This window comes from Nocardioides koreensis (genome assembly GCF_039531775.1).
Lineage (GTDB): Bacteria > Actinomycetota > Actinomycetes > Propionibacteriales > Nocardioidaceae > Nocardioides > Nocardioides koreensis.
Genome location: NZ_BAAAQR010000002.1, coordinates 116,096 through 139,305 on the forward strand (window position 1 = coordinate 116,096; position 23,210 = coordinate 139,305).

General features: G+C 69.5%; 23 protein-coding genes. 11 read left to right on the forward strand and 12 right to left on the reverse strand.

The features are described 5' to 3' along the window. Positions 1-38 precede the first annotated feature (38 nt). The gene (locus ABD268_RS04600; RefSeq protein WP_344149182.1) at positions 39-497 is read right to left on the reverse strand and encodes an SRPBCC family protein; all 459 of its coding nucleotides are present in this window, start codon (positions 495-497) and stop codon (positions 39-41) included. Between the two features lie 167 nt (positions 498-664). Between ABD268_RS04600 and ABD268_RS04605 the strand changes: the two genes are divergently transcribed. Further along, positions 665-991, forward strand: coding sequence for a hypothetical protein (locus ABD268_RS04605; protein ID WP_344148284.1), 327 nt, complete (start codon positions 665-667; stop codon positions 989-991). Between the two features lie 93 nt (positions 992-1,084). On the opposite strand, the gene ABD268_RS04610 is transcribed toward ABD268_RS04605, so the two are convergent. Further along, positions 1,085-2,347 carry an apiosidase-like domain-containing protein gene (locus ABD268_RS04610; RefSeq protein ID WP_344148287.1) on the reverse strand — a complete coding sequence of 421 codons (1,263 nt, stop codon included), beginning with the start codon at positions 2,345-2,347 and terminating at the stop codon, positions 1,085-1,087. Between the two features lie 462 nt (positions 2,348-2,809). On the opposite strand from ABD268_RS04610, the gene ABD268_RS04615 reads away from it, so the two are divergent. The 4 genes from ABD268_RS04615 to ABD268_RS04630 all read left to right on the forward strand — a co-directional run bounded on the left by ABD268_RS04615 (position 2,810) and on the right by ABD268_RS04630 (position 5,909). Continuing rightward, positions 2,810-3,088: a YrhK family protein gene (locus tag ABD268_RS04615; RefSeq protein WP_344148290.1), complete on the forward strand. Its 279-nt coding sequence runs from the start codon at positions 2,810-2,812 to the stop codon at positions 3,086-3,088. Between the two features lie 81 nt (positions 3,089-3,169). Further along, a complete protein-coding gene (locus ABD268_RS04620; RefSeq protein ID WP_344148293.1) occupies positions 3,170-4,291 on the forward strand; it encodes an aminotransferase class V-fold PLP-dependent enzyme in 1,122 nt (373 codons plus the stop codon). 112 nt (positions 4,292-4,403) lie between these two features. Beyond that, the gene (locus ABD268_RS04625; protein ID WP_344148296.1) at positions 4,404-5,312 is read left to right on the forward strand and encodes an ATP-binding protein; all 909 of its coding nucleotides are present in this window, start codon (positions 4,404-4,406) and stop codon (positions 5,310-5,312) included. Between the two features lie 342 nt (positions 5,313-5,654). Next, on the forward strand, positions 5,655-5,909 hold the full coding sequence (locus ABD268_RS04630; RefSeq protein ID WP_344148299.1) for a hypothetical protein: 255 nt from the start codon (positions 5,655-5,657) through the stop codon (positions 5,907-5,909). A 90-nt stretch (positions 5,910-5,999) separates the two neighbouring features. Here ABD268_RS04630 and ABD268_RS04635 read toward each other — a convergent pair whose 3' ends face one another. Then, the gene (locus ABD268_RS04635; RefSeq protein ID WP_344148302.1) at positions 6,000-6,791 is read right to left on the reverse strand and encodes an SRPBCC family protein; all 792 of its coding nucleotides are present in this window, start codon (positions 6,789-6,791) and stop codon (positions 6,000-6,002) included. Further along, a complete protein-coding gene (locus ABD268_RS04640; protein WP_344148305.1) occupies positions 6,788-7,366 on the reverse strand; it encodes an ArsR/SmtB family transcription factor in 579 nt (192 codons plus the stop codon). The genes ABD268_RS04635 and ABD268_RS04640 overlap by 4 nt, the downstream gene beginning before the upstream one ends. 477 nt (positions 7,367-7,843) lie before the next feature. Between ABD268_RS04640 and ABD268_RS04645 the strand changes: the two genes are divergently transcribed. Then, positions 7,844-8,113 carry a hypothetical protein gene (locus ABD268_RS04645; RefSeq protein ID WP_344148308.1) on the forward strand — a complete coding sequence of 90 codons (270 nt, stop codon included), beginning with the start codon at positions 7,844-7,846 and terminating at the stop codon, positions 8,111-8,113. Positions 8,114-8,194: 81 nt separating this feature from the next. Here the strand turns inward: ABD268_RS04645 and ABD268_RS04650 are convergent, their stop codons facing one another. Both ABD268_RS04650 and ABD268_RS04655 read right to left on the reverse strand, forming a co-directional pair. Continuing rightward, complete coding sequence (locus ABD268_RS04650; RefSeq protein WP_344148311.1) at positions 8,195-8,668, reverse strand: SRPBCC family protein; 474 nt, start codon at positions 8,666-8,668, stop codon at positions 8,195-8,197. A gap of 277 nt (positions 8,669-8,945) precedes the next feature. Beyond that, positions 8,946-9,452 carry a YcxB family protein gene (locus ABD268_RS04655; protein WP_344148313.1) on the reverse strand — a complete coding sequence of 169 codons (507 nt, stop codon included), beginning with the start codon at positions 9,450-9,452 and terminating at the stop codon, positions 8,946-8,948. Positions 9,453-9,851: 399 nt separating this feature from the next. Here ABD268_RS04655 and ABD268_RS04660 point away from each other — a divergent pair, with 399 nt between their 5' ends. The 3 genes from ABD268_RS04660 (at position 9,852) to ABD268_RS04670 (ending at position 14,679) form a co-directional block, all read left to right on the forward strand. Then, the gene (locus ABD268_RS04660) at positions 9,852-13,199 is read left to right on the forward strand and encodes a VWA domain-containing protein (RefSeq protein WP_344148316.1); all 3,348 of its coding nucleotides are present in this window, start codon (positions 9,852-9,854) and stop codon (positions 13,197-13,199) included. A gap of 112 nt (positions 13,200-13,311) precedes the next feature. After that, a complete protein-coding gene (locus tag ABD268_RS04665) occupies positions 13,312-13,911 on the forward strand; it encodes an SMI1/KNR4 family protein (protein ID WP_344148319.1) in 600 nt (199 codons plus the stop codon). 372 nt (positions 13,912-14,283) lie between these two features. After that, positions 14,284-14,679 carry a VOC family protein gene (locus tag ABD268_RS04670; protein WP_344148321.1) on the forward strand — a complete coding sequence of 132 codons (396 nt, stop codon included), beginning with the start codon at positions 14,284-14,286 and terminating at the stop codon, positions 14,677-14,679. 143 nt (positions 14,680-14,822) lie between these two features. On the opposite strand, the gene ABD268_RS04675 is transcribed toward ABD268_RS04670, so the two are convergent. From ABD268_RS04675 to ABD268_RS04685, 3 genes are all read right to left on the reverse strand, one after another. Continuing rightward, positions 14,823-15,245 carry an ester cyclase gene (locus ABD268_RS04675; RefSeq protein ID WP_344148323.1) on the reverse strand — a complete coding sequence of 141 codons (423 nt, stop codon included), beginning with the start codon at positions 15,243-15,245 and terminating at the stop codon, positions 14,823-14,825. A gap of 702 nt (positions 15,246-15,947) precedes the next feature. Next, positions 15,948-16,829 (reverse strand): hypothetical protein, encoded by an 882-nt coding sequence (locus ABD268_RS04680; RefSeq protein WP_344148326.1) that lies wholly within the window; start codon positions 16,827-16,829, stop codon positions 15,948-15,950. A gap of 85 nt (positions 16,830-16,914) precedes the next feature. Continuing rightward, the gene (locus ABD268_RS04685) at positions 16,915-18,417 is read right to left on the reverse strand and encodes a glycosyltransferase family 2 protein (RefSeq protein WP_344148329.1); all 1,503 of its coding nucleotides are present in this window, start codon (positions 18,415-18,417) and stop codon (positions 16,915-16,917) included. 386 nt (positions 18,418-18,803) lie between these two features. Here ABD268_RS04685 and bglX point away from each other — a divergent pair, with 386 nt between their 5' ends. Further along, positions 18,804-21,098, forward strand: a complete 2,295-nt coding sequence (gene bglX, locus ABD268_RS04690) for a beta-glucosidase BglX (RefSeq protein ID WP_344148332.1) — start codon at positions 18,804-18,806, stop codon at positions 21,096-21,098. Positions 21,099-21,146: 48 nt separating this feature from the next. Here bglX and ABD268_RS04695 read toward each other — a convergent pair whose 3' ends face one another. The 3 genes from ABD268_RS04695 to ABD268_RS04705 form a co-directional block, all read right to left on the reverse strand. After that, positions 21,147-21,629 carry a hypothetical protein gene (locus ABD268_RS04695; protein WP_344148335.1) on the reverse strand — a complete coding sequence of 161 codons (483 nt, stop codon included), beginning with the start codon at positions 21,627-21,629 and terminating at the stop codon, positions 21,147-21,149. A gap of 94 nt (positions 21,630-21,723) precedes the next feature. After that, the gene (locus ABD268_RS04700) at positions 21,724-22,110 is read right to left on the reverse strand and encodes a VOC family protein (protein ID WP_344148338.1); all 387 of its coding nucleotides are present in this window, start codon (positions 22,108-22,110) and stop codon (positions 21,724-21,726) included. Beyond that, positions 22,107-22,901, reverse strand: a complete 795-nt coding sequence (locus ABD268_RS04705; protein WP_344148341.1) for an arsenate reductase/protein-tyrosine-phosphatase family protein — start codon at positions 22,899-22,901, stop codon at positions 22,107-22,109. The genes ABD268_RS04700 and ABD268_RS04705 overlap by 4 nt, the downstream gene beginning before the upstream one ends. A 116-nt stretch (positions 22,902-23,017) precedes the next feature. Between ABD268_RS04705 and ABD268_RS04710 the strand changes: the two genes are divergently transcribed. Then, positions 23,018-23,173, forward strand: coding sequence for a hypothetical protein (locus ABD268_RS04710; protein ID WP_344148343.1), 156 nt, complete (start codon positions 23,018-23,020; stop codon positions 23,171-23,173). Positions 23,174-23,210: the final 37 nt, after the last annotated feature.

Here is a 23,210-nt window from a genome sequence, read left to right on the forward strand (position 1 = left end):
GCGCCCGGACTCATCGGTCATCGGGCCACCGGTCCCGGCTACTCCGACTCCAAGGAACGCTTCAGGGAGCTGAGCGTCCGGGTCCGTTCGACCTTCGCCATCAGCGCCGCCGCAGGCTTCATCACCCGCATCCAGCCGAAGAGCTCACCGACGGCGACGTGGTGGACGACCGTTGCCTCCTCGTCTCCCTCGAGTGAGAACTCGGGCCGGGCCTGCATCATCGGAGTGCCGGACCACTGCAGCGTCTCGCGGAAAGCTATCCGCGACGGCGCCACGAACTCGGTCACCTCGCCCTGGAAGGTGCCCATCCTCGTCGCATCGACGTAGGCCGTCCCCTTCCCCACGGGGTCCGCCGAGGTCACGTCACACCGGCGGAACAGACCGGTGCGGTGCATCCACCGCCCGTAGCCGGGCAGGTCCGCCAGACGCTCGAACACCACTCCGACGGGTCGTCGGATCTCGGTCCGCGACTCGAATCGGACAGTGCTGCCGGCCATCGACGTCCTCGCCTTCGTTCCAGCCTGCTCCTCAACAGTACGCGCGCGACGCCGCACCGGCGCCCGTCCTGGACCTCGGGTGCGTGGCCGCGACGACCGCGGTGAGGAGGGCGTCGCGGCGGGCGGCGAGGTCGGCGTACGAAGACCGGGACGGTTACCGTGCGAAGGTGCATCGCTGGCCTTGGTGGCTGGGACTCGTTCTCGGTGGCCTGCTCGTCGTTGCGGGTGTCGCGGAAACGGTCCGCCTCGTCCGCACCGGCGATGGCGGTCTCTGGTTCTGGTTCCCGACGCTCGTCGGCGGCGGCGCCCTGGTGGTCGCCGGAACGCTTCTGCTGCCGCGATCGCCCCGCCTCGGGTACGTGTTGACGACGGTCGGAGCTCTCGCCGGGATCCTCCCGACCATGTGGACCCTCGTCGTGCCCGTGCTTCTCGTGGTCCTCATCGTCAGCGCCAGGCGAGCGGCTGCCGCAGCCGATACGGGCACGACGCCGTAGTGACGCGGCGCGTGACGCACTGCAGCACCTCGCACCGGTTCCGCGCGGCTCCGTTGAGCTGACGCAGCCGCGGCCCGGCGAACCCGTTGGCGGTTATCGACGGTGGTCGGACCTCAGGACCAGCAGCCAGTCCGGCCCTCCGGCGGCGTTGGCACCGCTCTTCGTGTAGCTGGTCCCGGTCGGCGCAGCGACCCTGGCGCCGTTGGTCGGGTCGATCCAACGAGCGGTGTACCCGCGCCCCATCTGCGACGTGTCGAGGGTGATCGTCTGCGAGGTCGCGCTCGGCACGTACACGACTGCGAGCGTCCCGTCGCGGGTGATCGCGCCCGTGACATAGGTGTCGCCCGAGACGTACTCGCCGGAGGCGTCGCCCTTGGTGCCGCGGCCGCCCGTGATGAAGTGGGACGAGTAGTCGGGGACGAGCCGCTGCCACCCGTTGAGCTTTCCGAACGCCTTGCGCAGCGCGGAGAGCTGGGAGACCGCTGTGGTGCGGAGGTTTCTCGAGGTCGGGGCGGCGTCCCAGACGTCCTCGCTGCCGTAGAACTCGCCGGCCGCACCGGAGGTGAGCGCCCACGCCGCCTGGGAGCGCAGGTACAGGTCGGTGACCCCCTGGTAGCTCTCGTAGTGCGTCTCCCCCATGATCGCCGGCAGGTGGTCACCCGCGGGGGTGGTCTGCCGGTAGCCGGACTCCATCATCGTGTAGGTGGCGGCGTAGGAGTAGACGAAGGAGAAGTCGATCCGCTTCGCCCAGTAGTCGACGTCGTAGCTGGTCTGGTTCAGGGTGAGCTGGATCGTCGACAGCCGGTTCATGCCGCCGGCGGCGAGCCCCTTGAGGACCGCGTTGGACCGCGCGTTCACCGCGGGGTCGACCCCGTTGTAGTCACCCCCCACGGCCCAGATCACGTTCGGGTACCGCGACAACCGGGCCGCAACCGCCTTGCCGTAGGCCCTCGCCTGCGCGTTCGACCAGTCCTGGGCCAGACCGGAGTAGTCCGTCGTGCCCGTCCAACCGTCCAGTGGGTAGGCCATCACGGTGATCCCGGCGTGGCGGCACTTCCGGATGAAGTGTCCGACTCGGTCCCAGTACCTGTCGTTGAGACGGCCGGGATTGCCGTGAACGAACGGCAAGACCCCGTCGTACGTCGCCCCGGAGTTCGACGGCCCGCCGTTGGCGACGTTCCCCAGCAGGCTGACCAGCGCGGCGTTGAAGCCCTGCTTGGCCCGGGTCGCGACGTAGCTGTCCATCTGCGCGGTCGAGGCGTCGACCAGGATCGCCCAGGGCGAGTCGCCCTTGACCAGGATGGGATCTCCCGCCTGGTCCACGAAGTACCGACCGTTCCGGCTGACTTTCTTCACGAACCGTTTCCCGGTCGCCCGGACCGCGATCTTTCGGGTCGACGAAGTCGGCATGGCTCCCTCGAGCTCGGCCGTGGCAGTTGCGGGCAGGACGCGCGTGCCGAGGCGGCTGAGATCTCGCGCTGCTGGAACCGCTGCGGGCGCCAACACCGGGACGGGGTCGGCCACGACCACGCAGGCGACCAGGAGAGCGACCACGAGCATCCGACGCCGTGCCGAGCTGCGGGCTCCACCCGAGAGCGGCGAGCCCGTCCCGGACCCGGACCTACCTGTCATGCCACCTGAGCGTAGGGGCTCCTCTCCCGCGGTGGATCGCCGTCGAGAATGTCCCCAAAGTCGGGTACGGCAAGCTCAGCGGCGCAGGTCGCCGATCATGTGATGTCTGCGCCGCGGCCGGCGGATTCAGAGGGGCGGTCTCTGGGCACGGACCCCTCGGACCAATTCTCGAACCCCGGGAGAGCGATGACGACCCAGAAGGCCCTGACGATCGAGATCGGTCACGAGGAGCTCGTGATCCGTCGACGGTACGAGGCGCTCAGCATCGCCAACGACGTGCTGATCGCTCTGTGGTTCCTCGTGGGCAGCGTGCTCTTCTTCTGGGAGTCCACGACCGTCGCGGCGACCTGGTGCTTCCTGCTCGGTAGCATCGAGTTCCTGGTCCGGCCGGGCATCCGCCTCGCACGGCTCGTCCACATCCGACGCATCGGCGGCAGCGGGATGGACTCGTCGACCGACTTCTAGGTCCGAGCTCGCGAGCTCGCTGTGCCAACGAGCAGGTCGGGGGCCACCGCACGATGAGCGGACCTGTGGCAACCTGCAGAGGTGAGTCTTCCTCGCCCCGACATCGATCCCGACGGACTGCTCGAGTACTCGGTCGTCTTCACCGACCGGTCCCTGAACCACATGTCCACACGCTTCGTCGGGGTGATGCAGGACATCGTCGACGTCCTGTGCACGACCTACCGGGCCGAGACGGTCGCGGTCGTCCCGGGTGGCGGCACCTACGCCATGGAAGCCGTCGCCCGACAGCTGGCCACGGGGCGGCGCTGCCTCGTCGTACGCAACGGGCTGTTCTCCTACCGCTGGTCGCAGATCTTCGACGCTGGGTCCGTGGCCGGCGGGACGACGGTCTGCACCGCCCGCCCGGTGTCCGACGAGAAACACGCTCCCTGGGTCCCGCCTCCGGTGGCGGAGGTGGTCGAGGCCATCGAGCGCACCCGTCCCGAGGTCGTGTTCGCGGCACACGTGGAGACAGCGGCGGGCATGGTGCTGCCCGATGACTACGTCCGCACCGTCGCCGCGGCGACGCACGGAGTCGGTGGGCTCTTCGTCCTCGACTGCATCGCGTCGGGGGCGCTCTGGGTGGACATGACCGACCTCGGCGTCGATGTTTTGCTCAGCGCCCCGCAGAAGGGATGGAGCGGCTCACCGTGTGCGGGCTACGTGATGCTCAGCGAGGCCGGTCGGACCCAGGTCATGTCGACGACCTCGACCAGCTTCGCGGTCGACCTGCAGAAGTGGTTGACGATCACCGAGGCCTACCTGCAGGGACAGACGCCGTATCACGCCACGTTGCCGACGGACACGCTCGCGCACGACGCCGCGCTGATGCTCGAGACCCGCGCCACCGGGCTCAGCGAGCTGCGTCAGGCGCAGACGTCCCTCGGCACCCGGGTCCGCGCCATGCTCGCGGAGCACGGGTTCGCCTCCGTCGCGGCCGAGGAATTCGCTGCCCCCAGCGTCGTGGTGGTCTTCACCGATGACCCCGAGATCCGCAGCGGCGCGAGGTTCAAGGAGCGTGGCATCCAGGTGGCCGCCGGCGTACCGCTGATGTGCGGCGAAGGAGACGACTTCTCCACCTTCCGGGTGGGGCTCTTCGGTCTCGACAAGCTCACTGACGTGGATGGCACCGTGGAGCGGCTCAAGGCTCACCTCGGGCACTGACCCGGCCGTGGCCGCGCGATGAGCAGCATCTGTCGATGCCGTCCCGCATAATCCCGATGTGACATCGCTGGGGGGAGGGGGCGCCGCCGGGGGCCTCCAGACACGGGTGCGCATGGTGGCGCGGCCCTCGAGCGTGCCCGCCGTACGACGTTTCGTCGACGATGCGCTGGTCGGGTGGGGTCGGCTCGACCTCGTCGACGACGTCACGCTCTCCGCGTCCGAGCTCGCGACCAACGCGACGCTGCACAGCGGCAGCACGTTCTTCGAGGTCGAGCTCAGCGCGGACGACGCCGCGGTCCGAATTGCGGTGGTGGACCGTGGCGCGATTCCTGCCCGGACGATCGCGAACCGGGGCGATGTGGCGACGTCCGTGGAGGCCGTCGAGGACGAGTCGATGACGGGCCGCGGACTGTTCCTGGTGTCGGCTCTCGCCAGCGCCTGGGGCGTCGAGGACCTGCCGGGCGGCACGCGGGTGTGGGCGGAGTTCGTGACGGGGACGGCTGACTACACGCCGCGGGCGCCGCAGGTCAGGGGTGCCGTAGCGCCGCTGGACGATGCGGACGTACGAGTCATCGAGCTGCTGGGGTGCCCGCCCGACCTGTTGTTGGCCCACGACGCGAACCTCGCCGACATCGCGCGCGAGCTCCGGCTCTTCGGCGCCAGTCATCAAGACGAGGAGATGGTTGAGGCGGCCGAGCAGGTCGTGGAGATCGTGCGGTTGTCCGCTGTGGCATGGAACGCCGCCCGGCTCGTCGCCAAGCAGGGGATTCTGGACGGCCGTACGCAGGTCGACGTTGCGATCGCGTCCGCGGATCCCGCCGACCTGCCGCGCAAGGTGCAGGTCCTGCGCCGGGCGGTGGGCGCGGCCGAGGCGATGATGGCGCGTGGCCTGCTGATGACGCTGCCCGCGCCCGCTCCGGTGCAGGAGTGGCGAGACTGGGTCGAGGGCGAGATGATCGAACAGGCGACGATGGACCGCGAGCCGGTGCGCTTCTCGGAATGGCTCGCCGGGCGACGCTAGGCGCCAGTCGCGGCTGCTCCACGAGGCACCGAGCGCCAGCCAGTCGGCGTCCCTGACGAACCTCCGTGTCGATCAGGCCGCGGCGGGTACGGCAAACCAGGGAGGCAACGCGATGGGGACAACTGAGGCACCGACGGACCGAAGCGCCAGGACCAATCCCACGCCGGCCCAAGCCTTCGGCATGGTCCTCGACGCCGCCGTGGGACCCTCGCAGCGAAGCTGGAACGCAAGACCGCCGGCTGGATCGACAAGCTCAGCGCCGTTGCCGGCAAGACCGGCTCCACCGACGCCATCACTGAGCTGACCGACGAGGGGCTTGACGCGGTAGCCGAGTCCGGAGGCATGGCGCAGCGAGCCGGTGCCGAGGGCGTCAAGGCGCAGATGCACGGCAAGAGTCCGGCGTGGGCGGCGATCCGAGGCGTCTGGCAGGCGGGTACGCCTGCGGTCAGGGCGGCGATCGCCACCTCGGCGGTAGCTGCCGTCGTGCTCCTGCTGCTGTCCCCTGTGCTCCTGCTCGTCTACCTCTTGAGCTGGCTCGTGATCGCGGCCGTGTACCGAGCCCGTGCGACCCGCCAGCGCCGCCCCACGGCAGCGTGACGCCCGGCGCGGGCCGTAACTTCCCACGCGCCGGCAGGCGGCGGAGCATCGCACCTGCATCGACAGGGCTCCCTCGGTAACGGTAGAAGATCAGGCAGGGACGGAGATTCCCTGCAGCCAGGCCTGCCAGGCCGGCTCTTCGCGCCGCACGTAGTCCGCCGCGTCTGCGGAGAACAGGTACGCCCGTACGCCCGCCGTCGCATTGCCGCCGCCCTCGTCCCACGCGAAGACGCTGAGCATTCCGGGCACCGGCGCGGTGAGCCGGACCAGCGTCTGCCGCTCACCGACGCGCTCGACCGTGCCGGTGGCGCCGCGCACCTCGACCGTCGCCCCCTCGTCGCCCAGCCCGAGCGCGTCGTGCAGGGTCGACCAGAGCGCCTCCGCGTCGCCGGGGTGGGAGGCGGTGGCCTCCAGATGTGTGGCCTCCTGGCCGGGGAAGTGCGACAGGTAGAGGCGCAGGTTGTCGAAGAACGGCATCCAGCCGGGGCCCATGGTGTCCCAGAACTCCGACTCCCAGGCGGCGCCGGTCCCGAAGCCGCTGCTGGTGACGCGCACGATGCAGGTTCCGCCGGACTGTGCCTCGACGAGGAACTCCGACGTCAGCGGGCTGAGCGCATCGGTTTCCTTGCCCATGAGGGCGGCCCAGTCCTCCTCGTAGACGAGGCGGCGCGGCGGCTCCCATGCGGTGACCTGGCCGTCCGAGCCCATCTCCGGGCCCATGGTGAAGTGCAGGGAGCCGCCTTCGCGCTCCTCCATCTCGGTCGGCGCGAACCAGGCGCTCATGCCCTTGGCGGTGGCGATGGCTTGCCAGACCTGCTCCGGGGTGCCCGGGACCTCGACGCTGAACTCCAGGCGGTACGGGACGTTCGGGGTGGTACTCATGGGTTCTCCTCAGGAAGGGGGTGGGCGGCGACGAGGAGCCGGTGCGGGTACCCGTCGTCGTGGTGGTAGCGAGCGGCCAGGTCGAGCACCGCGGCGGTCAGGTCATCCGCGAAGGCAGCCCGGTCGGCGGCCGACCGGAAGCCGATCTCTGTGTCGATGGTCAGGGTCGGCAGGCGCTTGCCGGACACGCCGGCCCGGCGCGCCAGGGCGCCGACCTCGCGCACCAGCCGACCGGCCAGCGCGACGAGGTAGCTTGCCGACAAGTGGTCGGCGTTGGCGTCCGGGTTGGCCGCGGACGCGCTGAGGGCCGCCGGCGACACGACGTAGGACGCCGCCGATGCCTGCAGTACCCGCTCGGTGATGCCCCCGTGCCGGCGCTCCCCGGACAGCTCCACCAGGCCGTGCGCCTCGAGCGCCTTGAGGTGGTAGTTGACCTTCTGGCGCGCGATGCCGACTCGGGCGGCGAGCCCGGCGGCGGAGGCCGGTCGGGCCAGCTCGCCGAGCAGTCGGGCCCGGACCGGATCCAGCGCGGCGGCGGCAGCCTCCGCGCTCTCGATGACTTCGACGTCCTGCATATCGCCACCATGCGCTTGACAATAAATCTTGTCAAGGGGGGTGCCTCGGCATGGTGACGAGGGGGTCTAGGGGTGCGCGCCTACGGCTCGGGAGCGCGGACCCGGTCCCCGCGCGAGCGCCGGATGGCAGCGCCTGGCTCACTACTGGATACTCGTCCCTGCCGGGCCGCAGGGTCGTCGGGCTCCGGGCGGGGGCTCGCGACCCGCGTCGAACGCCCCGCCTGACGCTGCGGTCGGTGCTGCGCGAGGATGCTGGCGTGCCGGTCAAGGACGCCTTGGTGCGCGCGCAGGGGGCCGCCGCGCCCGAGGTGTGCCGCGGTCGGCTTCTGATCGGGAAGGGCGCGCCGATGCTATGAGCATGCGTTGCCACGCGGCCACTGAACCAACACGGCCGGGCGTCCGTACGTCCTGGTGAGGTTCCGCCGATGCCCGCACGACTGTCCCGGCACCGGCGTGGCCGAGACCCGAGGAGGACCCATGTTGAGGCTGCGTCTGCTCGTCGGCACTGGAATCACTGCGTCGACGCTCGTGCTCCTTCCTGCCGCTGGCGCATCCGCGCACGTGCACGGCATCACACCCCTGAGGTGCACCCCCGCGCCCGCCAACGCCGGCGCGAACCAGACGGACCAGACTCCCGCGTCGTCATCGACCGGCGGCCCGATCGCTCCGGGCGTCATCCCGGTCAACATGGGCGGGAACGTGACGCTGTTCGGCGCCGGCTTCGACGCGGCCGTCTGCTCGCACTGACGCCGGTCCTTGCGCGGGTCTGGGCGGCTGAGCCGCCCGGTCAGCGGGGAACCGGCCGGCGGGTCGGGGAGTTCGCGGCGACTACCGCTCGGCGATCTGCTTGATCGCGGCCAGGGTCGCGGGGATCCCGGTGCGCGCAGCCCGGGTCCGCTCGGCGATCTCGGTCGCCGCCTGCTCGCCGTACTTGCGGTGGAACATCTCGAGGCCGGCCGGCAAGAAGTGCCAGGACTCGGTCACCCGCGTGCCGCCTGCCTCGGGCGCGAAGGTGTAGCCCCACCGGACGAAGCCCTCGCCGACCTCGAACGCGAACTCGCGCGGACGGTCGGCCACCACGACCTTCGACCGCGTCTCCCAGGTGCGGCGCGGCAGCTCGTTGCGACCGGTGAACCACGACCCCACCTGTCCCGCCTCGGCCGGGTCGTCCCACCAGCAGCCCGTGCAGATCGGACTCCACTCGCCCGTGCGGCCGATGTCGGTCACCAGGTCGAACAGGGTCGCCGGCGGCACCGCCACGACGATGGCGTCCTCGTGCCTCAGATCGCTGGTGTCAGTCACGGGGCCACCGTCTCAGACGTCGACGCCGCGCTGTGCGGCGCATGCCGTCGACGACCTGCACCGGACCCTTGCGACCGGTGAGCTCTGAAAAGGCAACGGCGGGCTCCTTGGGGCCTTGTCGGTGCCCTAATGCGGCGGTATGACGCACCGTCGGTCGGACCCTCCTCTCTGCCGCGAGCACCCGGCCGGGCCGCGACACGCGGACGCTCCGGCGAGGTCTCGACGGATGCGTGGGACAGAAAGGAGACCGCGATCTGTGTGTCAGCCGTGGAGAGGCTTAGGAACCGAGTCCGGCTCGGAAGCGAGCGATGTCTTCGTCGGTGAACAGTGTGCGCGGTAGGACGAAGTAGGTGCCGCCCAGCGCCCCGCGGAGGAATACGTAGTTTCCGCTGAGCTCGAGACTCTTGAAGGCACTGAAGTCGTATTGGCCGACCGACTGCGGGGTGCGCAGTGACATCGCGGTTGAGCTGAAACCGACTGCGAATTCGGTGCCCGGGGGCGCTAGTTTGCGCAACTGTCGGCGCAGCCTTGGCAGGTCGCCGAGGACGAAGAGGGAGACGAGTACGGCACCGACGAGGACCGCCCACCGAACATCGATGACTCCTATGGCCCACAGCAGACTCGGGCTGCCGATCGCTGTGGCGTAGAGCCACCACGTGGTCGAGTGCCGGTGGGTCAGACGCCAGGCGGCCCACGTCATCCTCCGGGCGGTCTCCGTGTCGGCAGTGAAGGTGCGCGGCGTCGAAACCGGGTCCGGCCACGGAGGCCCCGAGTCGTCCACCATTGTCGCCCCCGTCAGGTATGGCCGACCGGTTCCGCTGCCCGATCGACCGGGACAGCAAGGTAACTGTGTGAGCGCGGGCACGGAGCGGTGTTCAACAGAATTTGTCGATCGTCGTTGCGAGCACTTACGCCGTGCCGTGTTTCAGCACGGACTTCATGACGAGGGCGGAGCCAACATCAAGACCCGTTACCCGGGCCACTGCCCGGTGGTGGCCGAGTCGCTGCGTTGGACGCCGAGAATCGTGTCCGCGCGAGGTATCGCGGCGGGAAGTCGCGCCTAAGACGGAGGACCCCATTGGCGCGCTAACGCGATGCGGGGTGCGCCTCGCTACCCGGTCGCATCTCGCGCGTGCCAGCTACTAACCGGTCCCGCCTGGTGCTCTAGGCCAGCGGGCAACCGATGCACTCAAGATCAAGAAACGCTCAACTCATCTTCGAACACCGGCCGCGTGTCCGCTTCCTCGGCCGCGCATCGGGCGCGGCCGACACATCAGGGGGATACATGCAGAACCTAAACCAGATCCGCCGGAACCGAGCGTCCCGGCAACAGCGGAGAGCTCGGATTGCTCTCGTGTCGGCCGGAGTGGCCGTCACACTCATCGCCGCCACACTCGCGCCAGCGACTGGGGCGGACGCCGGTCCGGTTACACCGGTACTGCCCAAACCTAGCGCCACCCTCATGCCCGACGATGGCTCCAGCGCACAGTCCGCGGCTCTCGACGAGTTGTGCGCGCCCGGGCAGGACGGCGTCGTCTACGGCACGCCTGGCAACGACACGCTCAACGGCACCGCCGGCGACGACATGATCTGCGGGCTGGGCGGCAACGACACCATCAACGGCAAGGACGGCAGCGACACCCTCGTCGGCGGTGAGGGCGACGACACCCTCGTCGGTGGCGACGGCAGCGACTCCGCGTTCGGCGGTAGCGGCATCGACACGCTGACCGGTGGCAACGGCGACGACACCCTCAACGGCGGCGACGGGAACGACGCCCTCTCGGGTGGCAATGGCGCCGACGGGCTCTCTGGTGGCGACGGCGACGACTCGATCACCGCCGGCGACGGCGCCGACCGGCTCTTCGGTGGGCCCGGCAACGACGCCCTCAACGGCCAGGACGACGACGACTCACTGTTCGGCGACGCCGGCACGGACACCGCCGACGGGTACAACGGCATCGACATCTGTGTCGACAATGAGACGGAGACGAAGTGCGAAAAGGGCGCCCAGGCCCTCGACCCGTACGCCGCGGCGCTGCCGATCGGTGCCGACAACGCCGCCCCGGCCGAGTTCACCGTCGATGACATCTTCCCCGGGCTCTCGATCCACCTCGTCACAGGCGGCGGCATCCGGCCCTGGGACGTGCACGCCGAGTACGCCCGCGACTACATGCAGGGCGACATCGCTGACAAGATGCCCGGCGGCGCCTGGGAGATCACCGTGCCCGAGGGGACGGCGCCGCTGCGGGCCGGCAGCACGTTGACCCTCCCGTACAGCCCCGAGAGGCTCAACGGGTTCCCCGAGCAGGACCTCCGCGTGTTCTGGTTCGACCCGAAAGCCCAGCTGTGGGTGCCGGCGTCGGACAACCAGACCGTGGACACGAGCAACCACACCGTGACCACCTCGGTCCGGCACTTCTCGGTGTACGCGGTGCTCAGCATGCGGCCCCAGGACTGGGCCACCTTCTTCGCCAAGACCCCCATCCGGTGCGTAGGGGCGGACGGATCCGGTAGCCGGGTGGACGCCACCATGCTCATCGACTCCTCCGGATCGATGGCCGACAGCGACCCACAGGGGCTGCGCGTCGACGGCGCCAAGGCGTTCGTGGCCGGCATGCGAGACCGTGACCGTGCCGCCGTGGTCAGCTTCGAGAACTGGGCCACCACCCGGATCGGGCTGACCACACTCGACACGGCCGCGAACCGGCAGGCCGTCGACGACGCCCTCGAATCCACCCGCTACAACGGCGGCGGGACCGATATCTCCGCGGCCGTCGATCGCGCCATCAACCTGCTCAGCGTCGACCAGGACTCCGCGATCCGGGTCGCCGTCCTGCTCACCGACGGGGTCAGCCCTTACGACCCGACGCTCACCAGCCGAGCGGCGCAGGCCGGCATCCAGATCGACACCGTCGGTCTCGGCGCCGGCGTCAACGAGACACTGCTGCGACAGATCGCCGATGGGACAGGCGGCACCTACTCCCAGCTGTCGGATCCCAGCAAGCTGCCAAGCCTGTACACCGATCTCGTCGGCGACCTGATCGACGACGGCAGCGACCACGACCACGACACGCTGAGCGACTGTGTCGAGCGCAACGGCATGTTCATCCCTGTCGCCGCGACCCTCCCCGGCGTCTTCGGCCTGTTCGACGACTACTTCGTCACCAGCAACCCCGACCGCCATGACACCGACGGGGACCATCTGGACGACGGCCAGGAGATGATCGCGCACAGCTTCACCGAACGCCCGGACCTCGCGCAGGAGTACCGGTTTCTGATCGACCAGGGCCTGACCACCTACTACGAGATGGTCGCCGACCCGAACGAGAAGGACAGCGACGGGGACGGCACCACAGACCTCGAGGAGATCTACGCCGGCACCGACCCGCTGATCGCCAACGACAACACCCTCGGCATCGAGGGGCTCAACCTGCCCGCCTCCACACTGTTTCAGCCCGTCAACAACACCAAGCCCGCATTGCCCAAGACCCTGAACGTCCGCAGCAATAACGGGCAGAACACGCTGCTGGAGCAGACCTGGAACGAGACCCCGGTCGTCTACGGCGTTCACGGTGGGTGCGTCGAGAACTGCACCGCACTCGAGGACCTGGCGGCCGAGCGGCCCAACGACAACGGCTGGGGCGTGTGCATCGGCGGGTTCGGCGACTGCGTCACCGACACGAGCCAAGTGGAGGACATGGTGGAGGAGGCCCGTATCGCCCAAGGCATCTTCGATTCAGACGGGCTGGTCCGAGGCGAGTACACCGAGCAGCAGGCCTACCTGCTGTGTGCAGCGTGGGCGAACGCCACCGACTGCGGCCACGTCATGGACACGCAGTTCCCCAACGGGATCCGCGCGCTCCAGCCCGAGGACGCCCTGTCCGCGGTCATGGTTGGCGTCATCGAGCTACCCGGTCCTGGGGTGGCGATCAACCCGGCCTGGAAGTCCCGGATCGGCAACGTGATCGCTGGCAGCACCGTCGGCATCGCCGCCGGCGTCACTCTCAACGCCCTCATGGAATCGGTCTCGGCCTGCTACAAGCAGACCCCGATCGCCGAGGTGAACTCCGGCCTGCCCTACACCAGTCCGTGCGATGTCGCACCGACGTTCTCCCCGGGCACCGACGTGCGGGAGGCAGCCGAGCACAAGATTGACGCGATCGTCGCCAAGCCCTCGACGGCCATGCTGACCTACCGGCCAAACGCCGAGCAGACCGTGGCACGGGCTTGGTACAACGCCTATTCACCGTGCGACCCCGCCGGGCGGGCAGCCGCGGCGGCGGCCCGTCCCGGGGTTGCGTTGGACTGCGACGAGTACCCCTACTACTCCACAACAACCGCGGGGCCGGGCGCGTCATTGAGCCTGATCAATGCGTCGGACAACAGGAGAGAGGGCGCACTGCTTCGCGTCTTCAGCACCACCTGCCCAACCGTGGGTGCGGCGGCGCCGTCCAGTCGCAAGCCGTACCTGGTCGCACCGCAACTGGCCGTACCGACTGTGTGGCACTGCGGCGGCCGCGGCTCTCAGTAGCTGCGGTGGTGTTCCGCTGACATGGCCGGGCTCCGGAGGGCACGATGCTCCCCGGGGCCCGGTCGGGTACGACCTGATCCTCGACCAATGCTCCGCTCAGGAGGGGAATCCGATGACCGAACTGTCCACTCTTCTTTCCCAACTCCACGAACTGCTCGGCACCACCGGTGCACCAGTGGCCGAACACTTGCGCCCCGGCACCTCGGCGGACCGGGTCGAGGCTGTCATGCACGGCTTCGGCCTGGACGTGGATCCCGACATCGTCACGTGGTTCAGTTGGCACGACGGCACTGACACCCCCGCGGCGGCCTCCCCGCCGGGCAGCTTGCTCGCCAGTCCGCTCAACCACCTCCTCGGAGGCTTGCACCTGCCCACGCTCGACCAGGTGGCGACCGACCTCGCCGCCGCCCGCGAGCTCGAGCCATTCCCGGAGCAGCCGCTGATCTTGGGACCGGGCTGGTTCCCGTTCCTGGAGTTCACCGACGGCTGGCTCGTGTGTGTCGACACCCGCGCTGCCGCGAGCCCAGCCCCGGTGTACGTCTGGGACACCGGCGCCGGCTACGACCTGACGACCCTGCAGCCGTGGTTCCCCAGCGTCAACGAGCTCGCCGCCACGATCGTCGAGGCCTACCAATCAGGAAACATCGACCCGCGTGAACTGGTGCTGGACTTCGACCGATTGCCCGCATCGGCGCGGCGCCTGAGCTACTGACGCCATTCGTTCTCCCCAGGCGTGCGAATCGCAGTTGCTCGCCAGGCTGGCGCGCCGCAGGTCAAGGATCCCTAGCCCGTCAGCCTGGCCGCCCTGCCGAGCGGCGAGCTCAGGTCCGCGCAATGAATGCGAAGCGGTGCGGCCGCTGGCGGCGAAGTGACGCGGGGGGCCGGCTCCGCGACGGGACCTGGCGCGGACCTTCTGCCAGCGTCGACGCTCCCGCCACGAACGAGCGCTCGCACCAGACGGTCTAGATTGGTTTCCGCACTTCAAGGGCACGCGGCCAACGCTCTCCGACAAACGCGGGGGCGATGGCCCGGTCTGCGGAGAACCGCCACCGCACCGCTGCATGATCCGATAGAGGAGGTTCGGATGCCGGTGAGGCTCAACCACACGATTGTGTATTGCCGCGACAAGCAGGCCTCTGCATCGTTCTTGTCCGAGATCCTGGGGTTGCCCGCCCCGACGAGCTTCGGACCGTTCTCAGTGGTCCAGGTGGCGAACGACGTCTCGCTGGACTTTCTCGAGGAGGGGGCGGTGCACCCGCAGCACTACGCGTTTCTGGTCGACGAGAACGAGTTCGACCAGATCCACGGGCGAATCCTGGCCCGCGGCATCCCTTACTGGGCCGACCCCGGGCAGCGTCGACCGCAGCAGATGAACACCAACGACGGCGGCCGCGGGCTGTACTGGCTGGACCCCGACAGTCACATCCTCGAGATCCTCACCGTTCCGTACGGCGGCTGGCCGAAGCAGGCAAGTCCTTAGCCGCGGGCAACAAGCTGCCAATAGGAAGCCCCGGGGGACTTACGCTTCTGGTCGGCAGGCATGCACCGCTCGCGGCGGAAAGAGGCAGGGTCGAAACGCGTTCCTCGCAGCATGGGCGCTCCGCGCCAACCCGGCGGTCGCTGTTAGGTCGTGCTGATGCCGGTGGGCACCTCCAGGAGCCCTAGCTGGACCAACATGTCGAGCTGGTCGAAGTAGAAGTCGTGTCGCACGATCCGGCCGTCCCGCACGGTGGCAACGTCGGCCGCGCGCATACGGACCTGTCTGCCCGTCGGCGGGATCGCCTGCCCGTCAGGCATCTCGAGCGGCTGGGTGTGCGTGCCGACGAACTCGCCCTCGTCGATCGCGCAGTCAGCCGTCTCGTGCTCCTTCATCGAGATGTACTGCCGGTCGGAGAACGATCCGACAAAGGCCTGGTTCCACTTGATGAACCGGTCGATGCCGTGCAGCTCGCCCTCGTCCGGTGTGGTCGCGACGACGTCCGACGCGTAGATCTCGCGCAATGCATCCAGGTCGCCGGCGAGCACCGCGGCGGTGGCTCGGTCCATCAGTTCGCGTGGGAGTCCCATCTGACACCTCCTCGTTTCGGGCCCTGAGGTTCCGGTGGCCCGGCCGGCCGGGGCGCAGTCGACCAGGCGACTTCATCCAGTCAACGCCGCGGCAACGACCGTGGCCATAGCGCCGATGGGCTACCCCGCCACTTCACCGGACGCAGCACGCTGCACGCTGCACGCCCAGTTCGACCGGCTCATCGACTTCGTCGCCGAAGATTCCAGTCGTGGTGCCTCTCCACCAAAGCAGGGGGTTCGTCCCTCGAGGCCGCCCCCCACCTCCTCGTCGAATCTCGTCGCCGAGGTGATGAACCCGCGCCGCCGCCGCGTCATTCTGGGCCGGAGAGGACCACGACACCCGCACGAGTTCTCGGGATAGCCGCGGCGAAGCAGTCGGGCGCCACACGGATTTCACACCGGCCACGGACTTAGTTGGCGGTCGGCCCAGGGGGGCCATGATCGAGATGGGGCGGACAAAGTGGGCGACCGGGCCGGACGGATCGACCTGATCCGGACCCTGGAGCGCCTCACCTGCGCCGCCGAGGCCGCCCAGACGGTGGTCACCGGCGAGTTCGACCCCGGTCTGGCAGCGACCCTGCCCGGCGGGCTCGCCGGACTGACGCAGGCCGGTCCGCGGACTGACGTGAGTGCGCGTTACCCGCCTACGCCTGCCTGCCCCTGACGGCCACACCAGCGAGGTCAGGCGGAGCAACGCTGGCCGCGGGCCTGTCGGGCCGCGGCTCGGTACTCCTTCAGCTCCGCGACACCCCTGCGCCAGTTGCGAAGCCACATGGAGGTGGCCTGCTCCGGAGTCATCAAGCCCTTCCGAAACATCTCCATGTCAGCCACATGGCTGCGCCAGGTGCCGAGCGCGACGTCCGCCGCTGCCAGCTCCCGGTTCCGGTCCTTCACGACCCGGACACACGACTCGAGCCCTGCACTCGGCTCAGGCACCTGGCGCGACGAGCACGTCGTACTCGTCCGATGGAAAGACTTTGTGGCCGACTCGTAGCGCGACAGCCGTTGCTGGGCGCCCAGACGGGTCCGGTTCCAGAAGGCCCGGGCCTCCTCCAGGGTGATCTCACCGGCGACCAGCTGGTTCATGGCCGCGACATGCGTCTGCCACTGGTCCAGCGAGGCTGCCGCAGTCCGGAGCGGACGCGCCTGTGCCTCAAGGACCGACCGACATCGGGCCGTTCGGCGCTCCTCGAGGCTCGGGTCCGCCGACGTCGGGGACTGGATGTTCGCATGCGGACCGACGTCGGGTTCGCTTGGAGGCGCGGTCCAGTCGAGGGCGGACGGCGCGAACGCGAAAAGTCCGGCGATGAGGATCCCGACCACTGTCCCGGACCCGAATGTGGCAGCCGTCCGCATTCGGGTCCCCGCAGGAGCAGGTGACCAGCTGTCTGCTTCCTGAGGCATCGCGGGCGACTCGTTCGCAGGGGCCACGAGTTGCGCAGGTTTGCCTGTGGTGGCCCGCAGCACCAGCAAGACGGGGATCTCACACAGCAGAACCACGGCCACCGAGATCGCCAGTCCCCGGCTCACCGAAGCAATGTCCAGCGCCAGCAGGAGAGGCACGACCTGGTAGGCAAGGACCACGAGCGCGGCAGCGAGAGTGAACAGCGGCAGGCGTAGCCAGTTCCTGTTCCGGAGGCCGCCCCCGCTACTCATGCGCCGCCCCGTCGAGCACCGCCTCGTCGGCCGCCTTGGTCTTGGGCGTCGGGACCCACGAGACCTGCCGGCGGCCGAGCGCCCACATCAGGACCGCTCCGGCGGCGGCAGCACTTTCGAAGATCCCGGCAACAGGAGCGACCGCGAGGACGCGGGTCGTCTCGATCCAGCGTTGGAGGAAGGTGAACGAGGGATTCGAAGAGACGTTGTACCAGACGCCGATGAAGCTGGAGTTGAGCCACAGGAAGCCGACGAAGACCAGCGCGAGCATGACTCCTTCGGGCAGTCGCTGGATCGGGATCCCCGTGGCCAGCCGGGCAGTCTGGTACGTGATGTACAGCAGCGAGACCACGCCGGCCGGGAGGCCGAGGGCAAAGGTCGCCAGCCGGTACCGGGTGCCCCAGAGCAGCCGTCTCCGGTCGGCGCTCGGGAGTGCCTGGAACTCGTGCATCAAGCGGATCATCTGCAATCCCTGCAGGACGCCGAGCACCCATCGGTACCGCTGTCGATAGGCGCTGCGGATCGAGAACGGCGGTTGCTCGAGCATGACGCTCCCGTGCCAGCCGAAGATCTCCGGCCCCTCGGTGAGATAGGCCTTGACGCCGAAGACGTAGTCCTCGGCGATGAACGGCTGGCCGTCCTTGGTGAGGCCGATGTCCCAGCCGAGCCGGTTCTCCAGCTCTTCGTCGATCACGAGGTTGGACCCGTGCAGATGCAGTGGCACACCGCTCTCCATCACATGGCGACACTCGTAGCAGTTGATCGGTCGGCCCGCTTCCATGGCCCGACAGACCGGACCTGCGTCGCAGTACTCGAACGGGTAGTAGATCGGCCCCTCGCAGAGCAGCTTGTCCGTCGTCGCCAGGAAACGCAGCAGCTTGCGGAGCTCGGGCGGCTCCATGACGCTCTCCTCGTCGAAGTGCACGATCACGGTGCGCCCGGGCAGCCGGTTGAACCCGCCGCGCCGCAGCTCCACGGCGTAGTGGAGACCACGCGCCTTGAACCGGGTCAGGTTCGGCGTCTCGTAGTCCGTCGGCACCTCGACGACGAGCACGTTCTCGAAGGGGATGCTGTCGGCCATGGTGTCCAACGCGCGCTTGCTGGCGGCTGACTCGGTGAAGACCTCGACCCAGAGCTTCCCCGCGTAGAGGTCGGGGTCCTCATCGACCAGTCGTGCCACGTTCCTCAGGCCGCGCTCGATCACCGGAAGGCTCCCCGCCGTACCGCGCGTCGTGACCTGGATCTTGACGTTGGGAAGGTTCCCCAGCCTCGCGAGCATCTCGGACGTCGCAGGTTCCAGCTGTCGGTAGCGGTGCCAGAAGAAGAAGTAGCTCCTGAAGTAGAGCAGGTAGCGAACGCCGATGACCACGATCAGCAGGGCGGTGACGACGCCCAGCACCCTGCCGACCCCCGACAGCGACAACAACGCCGACCGGACGGGTTGCCCGCTGCCGTCCAGCGCCGACCACCCGGCGCCCACGACACCGGTCAGCATGTTCGCCCGGTCCCAGACCGGTCCATCTCCCCGAGGAGCGCTCGACGAAACTCCATGTCCACACCCCCGTGTTCGTGACGCAGTCCTCACACTGCCTCCGGCTCGGGAACCGCCTCAATCCCCAAAATCAGGGGACGTGGACCCGAGCGACACATCAGGCCTTGATGGCTGGCCCCGGAGCCACCGGGCGCGCAGGAGCGATGCCCACCAGCCGCCGAGGGACTGGCCCTTGTCGTCACCTCGTCCGCGGGTGAAGGATCGGCTTGCCTGCTCGGCGCTGGCAACCCCCGGACCGTGGCGGGCGTCCACCGGCGAATGCCGGCGCGACTCGGGCAACGTGCGGAGGTATCTCGGTGAAACGACTCGTCAGCACAACCACGACTGCCATGGCTGCGGTCCTGGCAACTCTCGTCGGTGGAAGCGTCATCGCTGCCACCCAGGTCAGCCAGTCCAGCGACGAGCAGGCCCTGGCCCCGTCGAGACCACCAGCCAGCAGAACCATCGAGCAGAAGGTCGATGACCTGCTGGACAGGATGACCACGAAGGAGAAGCTCCAGCAGGTGCAGCTGCTCTCGGACGGCCAGATCACCGACGCCGACGCCGAGAACGGCGTCGGCGGCGTCTTCAGCCTCACCGACCCGGCGAAGATCAACCACTACCAGCACATCGCCGTGGAACAGTCCCGGCTGCACATCCCGATCCTGTTCGCCTTCGACACCATCCACGGCTACCGCACGATCTTCCCGGTGCCGCTGGGTGCCGCGAGCTCGTTCGACCCGGACGTCGCGAGGACGGACGCGACGATCGGCGCCCGCGAGTCGGCGACCGTGGGGTTGAAGCAGGTCTACAGCCCGATGGTCGACGTCTCGCACGAGCCACGGTGGGGCCGCATCGTCGAGGGTGCGGGTGAGGACCCCTACCTCGGCTCGGTGATGGGAGCAGCCCGCGTCAAGGGCGCCCAGGGATCGCGCTACAGCACCCGCGACAAGGTCGTCTCGAGCGTCAAGCACTACGTGGCGTACGGCGAGCCCGAGGGCGGGCGCGACTACAACACCACCGACATGTCCGAGCAGCGGCTGCGCAACCTCTACCTGCCGCCGTTCAAGGCAGCGATCGACGCCGGCGCGGACACGGTCATGTGCTCGTTCAACTCGCTCAACGGCGTGCCGGGGTGCGCGAACAGGTACACCGAGACGACGATCCTCAAGAAGCAGTGGGGGTTCGACGGCTTCATCGAGAGCGACTACACGGCGGTGGCCGAGACCCGCGCCTGCCCGCCTCGGACCCCCGACGAAGGCCCGTGCGGTCACGGCACCGCAGCCGACGGCCCGCAGGCCGGCGCCAACGCGCTGATGGCCGGCACCGACTCGGAGATGGTCAGCACCAACATCCGGGACTACGGCCAGCAGCTGCTGCAGCAGCACCGGATCACGATGTCCCGGCTCGACGACGCCGTCCGCCGGATCCTGCGGGTGAAGTTCCGCGCCGGCCTGTTCTCCCACCCGTACGTCGACCAGGACAGGGCCACGGACCCGGCCAGCTTCCTCACCGACGCCGACCGGGCAGCCGCCCGCAAGGCCGCCGGCGAGTCGATGGTGCTCCTGAAGAACAGCGACAGCACCCTGCCGCTGGACAAGTCGAAGCAGACCGCCGTGATCGGACCGCTCGGCGACAGCAAGCACGACATGCTCGGTCCCTGGTGGGGCCGCGGCGAGGACTCCGACGCGGTGAGCCTCTTCGACGGCATCAAGGCCCAGGACCCGTCCGCGACGTACACCCCGGGCTGCACGATGAGCCACGCCGAGCCGCCGGACGCCGCGACCGCCGACGACTGCACCTCGACGGCCGGCTTCGCCGAGGCGGTGGCCGCCGCCCGGAGCGCGGACCAGGTCGTGCTCGCGCTCGGCGAGACCCGCGAGATGAGCGCCGAGGCGGAGGCCCGCACGACGATCGACCTGCCCGGCAAGCAGCAGGAGCTGCTCGACGCGGTCAGGGCCGCCGTACCCGACAAGCCGGTCGCGGTGGTGCTGTTCAACGGGCGACCGCTGACGCTGGCCCAGGTCGACGCGACCGCGCCGGCCATCCTCGAGGCGTGGTTCCCCGGCGTCGAGGCGGGCAATGCGGTGGCGGACGTGGTCTTCGGCGGCGTGAACCCGAGCGGCAAGCTGCCGGTCTCGTTCCCGCGGACGCTCGGCCAGGTCCCGATCTACTACAACCACGAGCCCACGGGCCGGCCCTGCGACGCGACGCAGAAGTACACCTCGCGCTACCGGGACCTCAACGCGTGCGACCCGTTGTACGAGTTCGGCTTCGGGTTGAGCTACACGACCTTCTCGGTCTCGGACTTCGCGATCGACCAGTCGCGGGTCCGCCCGAACGGGCGGGTGCACGCGACGATGACGGTCACCAACACCGGCTCCCGGGCCGGCACGGACGTCGCGCAGCTCTACCTCCACGACCCGGTCGCGAGCCTCTCCCAACCGGTGCGGCGGCTTCGCGGCTTCGAGCGGGTGGCCCTCGACCCGGGTGAGTCCCGGACGGTGAGCTTCACCATCGACCGGAGCGACTTCGGGTTCTACGACAACCGGGGCCACTTCGTCGTGGAGCCGGGACGGATCGAGCTGTACGCCGGGGACTCCTCGTCGGCGTCGCTGCGCAGGACGTTCACGGTCACGCGCTGACATCTCCCACCGCGGGCCCGGCACGCCGGTGCCGGGCCCGCGGCGCCGTCAGCCGGTGAGCGCCTCGATCACGTCCTTGCTGTGGGTGAGCGGGATCCGGTTCCCCTCGAGCTCGATGCGGGATCCCGTGGCCGGGTCGATGAGCTCGAGGACCCGGACGTTGAGCCGCTGGTGCACCCTCACGTCGAGGTTCCTCCTCGGGACGCGGAAGACCAGCGGCCCGGCCGCGCTGTAACGGGTCGCGGCACCGAAGCCGCAGACGTGCGTGGGCGTCACCCCGACCAGCATCTTGTCCGGGAGCCCGCTGGCGGCGTCGTGGGCGCGGGCACCGGCCAGCGACCCGGCGGCGGTGCCGACCGCGTCGGCGACGCCGCCCGCCGACCCGGCCAGGCTGTCTCCCACGAGTCCCCCGGCGAACATGCTGCCGGTGTGGCCGCGCGGCAGGAACTGGCCCGCCGCGGTCACCTCCTCGGGTACGCCGAGCTCGCGCAGCGCCTCCTCGACGATCCCGATCATCTGCTCCTCGGCCATGTCCGCTCTCCCTCCGCTGGGCATCCTGCCGATCCGGCCATGCTGCTCCGGAAGGCCGTCGCCGTCATGGCCCGAGATGGGGAGACGGGCGTGGTCAGGCCCTGGCGGCGGGCTGGAACAGCTCGACGAGGTTGCCGGCGGGGTCGGCGAGCAGGACCTGGCGCCCGCCCGGCCCGGCGACCACGTCGCTGCGGAGGGCCTGGCCGGCGGCCCGGAGCCGGTCGATCTCGGCGTCCAGGTCGTCGCAGATGAGATGGATGCGGTTGCGCCCCGGGGTCGCGGCGTCCGCCGGTGTGGCGCGGGCGCCCGAGCTGGCGGCGCCGGACAGCAGCAGCCGCAGCGGACCGCGTACGACGTCCGCGAACGCGGGCGCGGCGCTGGTGTTCAGCTCGAAGCCGAGATGGGTCGTGTAGAAGTCGATGGCGGCCTCCACGTCGTCGACGAGGTAACGGACGCTGGCGTACTGGTCGGGTCCGGTCATGGAGCGGCCTCCTTCTCGTGGTGGGTGGCGAGGACGGGCAGCAGGTGCCGCACGCGGGTGTCGATCTCGGTCGCGGTGCGCCGGAACGCCGGGTAGCCGGGCTCGTCGGCGTCGCCGGCCGTGGCCGGGTCGGGAATGCTCCAGTGCGACCGGCGCGGGTGGCGGGGGAGCTCGGGGCAGGCCTCGCGGGCCCTGTCGCACAGCGTGATCACGTGGTCGAAGGTGCGCTCGGCGAGGGCGTCGAGGTGCTGGGGTCGCCGGTCGGCGATGTCGATGCCGAACTCGTCCCGCAGCACCCGGACGGCGTCGGCGTGCAGGTGGGGGCGCGGCCGGGTCCCCGCGCTGGCCACCGTCACGCGGCCGGCCGTGTGCTGGCGCAGCAGTGCCTCGGCGATCGGTGAGCGGGCGCTGTTGCCGGTGCACACGAACAGCACCGCGACCGGTGGCGTGTGCCGCTGGTCGACCGGGAAGTCCGGCGCCGCCGGGTCCCGGCGCAGCGATGGGTGGAGCGCAGCCCCACCCGCGGCGAGCGCGACGGCGCACCGGTCCAGGTCGAGGTGGTAGTAGCTGTCCCGCCCGTCGAAGGTGCTGCGCGTGGCGCTGACCAGCCCGCCGTCACGCAGTCGGCGCAGGTGGTAGGAGAGCAGGTTCTGGGGCTGGTCGATCCGGCTGACCAGGTCGCGGACCCGGTAGTCGCTCTCGGCGAGCGCGGTCAGGAGCCGCCAGCGCAGCGGGTGGGCGGCCAGCCGGATGAACGTCGGTGGGGCGGCGACGTGTCCCGAGGGGACCATGACTCGACGATACATCAATCTGGATTGATGGAACATGCCGTGGCAAGGCGATGAGTGCCATGCATGAACCAGGTCGGTACTGGCGACGTACCTGACAGAGAGAGGAGGTGGAGACGATGAACACGGAACGGCACGCCTGGTACGCCAACCAGGCCGTGGCGCTCGCCGAGCGGCGTACTCCCCCCGTCTGCGGCTGCGGCCAGGACCTCGACGCCTGCGCCGGCACGCACTGCCCACGGTGCGGCACCTCTCTCACCTCGCACGCCGCGTGACGCGCGGGCCCGTCGTCCGCCGCGGGTGAGGCGGAGC

What these genes read in the sequence shown, in the direction of transcription:
- ABD268_RS04710 (WP_344148343.1), top strand. Translation starts at nt 23,018, where the DNA reads ATGAACACGGAACGGCACGCCTGGTACGCCAACCAGGCCGTGGCGCTC.
- ABD268_RS04665 (WP_344148319.1), top strand. Translation starts at nt 13,312, where the DNA reads ATGACCGAACTGTCCACTCTTCTTTCCCAACTCCACGAACTGCTCGGC.
- ABD268_RS04660 (WP_344148316.1), top strand. Translation starts at nt 9,852, where the DNA reads ATGCACTCAAGATCAAGAAACGCTCAACTCATCTTCGAACACCGGCCG.
- ABD268_RS04640 (WP_344148305.1), bottom strand. Translation starts at nt 7,366, where the DNA reads ATGCAGGACGTCGAAGTCATCGAGAGCGCGGAGGCTGCCGCCGCCGCG.
- ABD268_RS04615 (WP_344148290.1), top strand. Translation starts at nt 2,810, where the DNA reads ATGACGACCCAGAAGGCCCTGACGATCGAGATCGGTCACGAGGAGCTC.
- ABD268_RS04645 (WP_344148308.1), top strand. Translation starts at nt 7,844, where the DNA reads ATGTTGAGGCTGCGTCTGCTCGTCGGCACTGGAATCACTGCGTCGACG.
- ABD268_RS04675 (WP_344148323.1), bottom strand. Translation starts at nt 15,245, where the DNA reads ATGGACCGAGCCACCGCCGCGGTGCTCGCCGGCGACCTGGATGCATTG.
- ABD268_RS04625 (WP_344148296.1), top strand. Translation starts at nt 4,404, where the DNA reads ATGGTGGCGCGGCCCTCGAGCGTGCCCGCCGTACGACGTTTCGTCGAC.
- ABD268_RS04695 (WP_344148335.1), bottom strand. Translation starts at nt 21,629, where the DNA reads ATGGCCGAGGAGCAGATGATCGGGATCGTCGAGGAGGCGCTGCGCGAG.
- ABD268_RS04655 (WP_344148313.1), bottom strand. Translation starts at nt 9,452, where the DNA reads ATGGTGGACGACTCGGGGCCTCCGTGGCCGGACCCGGTTTCGACGCCG.
- ABD268_RS04670 (WP_344148321.1), top strand. Translation starts at nt 14,284, where the DNA reads ATGCCGGTGAGGCTCAACCACACGATTGTGTATTGCCGCGACAAGCAG.
- ABD268_RS04705 (WP_344148341.1), bottom strand. Translation starts at nt 22,901, where the DNA reads ATGGTCCCCTCGGGACACGTCGCCGCCCCACCGACGTTCATCCGGCTG.
- ABD268_RS04635 (WP_344148302.1), bottom strand. Translation starts at nt 6,791, where the DNA reads ATGAGTACCACCCCGAACGTCCCGTACCGCCTGGAGTTCAGCGTCGAG.
- ABD268_RS04600 (WP_344149182.1), bottom strand. Translation starts at nt 497, where the DNA reads ATGGCCGGCAGCACTGTCCGATTCGAGTCGCGGACCGAGATCCGACGA.
- ABD268_RS04685 (WP_344148329.1), bottom strand. Translation starts at nt 18,417, where the DNA reads ATGCTGACCGGTGTCGTGGGCGCCGGGTGGTCGGCGCTGGACGGCAGC.
- bglX (WP_344148332.1), top strand. Translation starts at nt 18,804, where the DNA reads ATGGCTGCGGTCCTGGCAACTCTCGTCGGTGGAAGCGTCATCGCTGCC.
- ABD268_RS04700 (WP_344148338.1), bottom strand. Translation starts at nt 22,110, where the DNA reads ATGACCGGACCCGACCAGTACGCCAGCGTCCGTTACCTCGTCGACGAC.
- ABD268_RS04630 (WP_344148299.1), top strand. Translation starts at nt 5,655, where the DNA reads ATGGCGCAGCGAGCCGGTGCCGAGGGCGTCAAGGCGCAGATGCACGGC.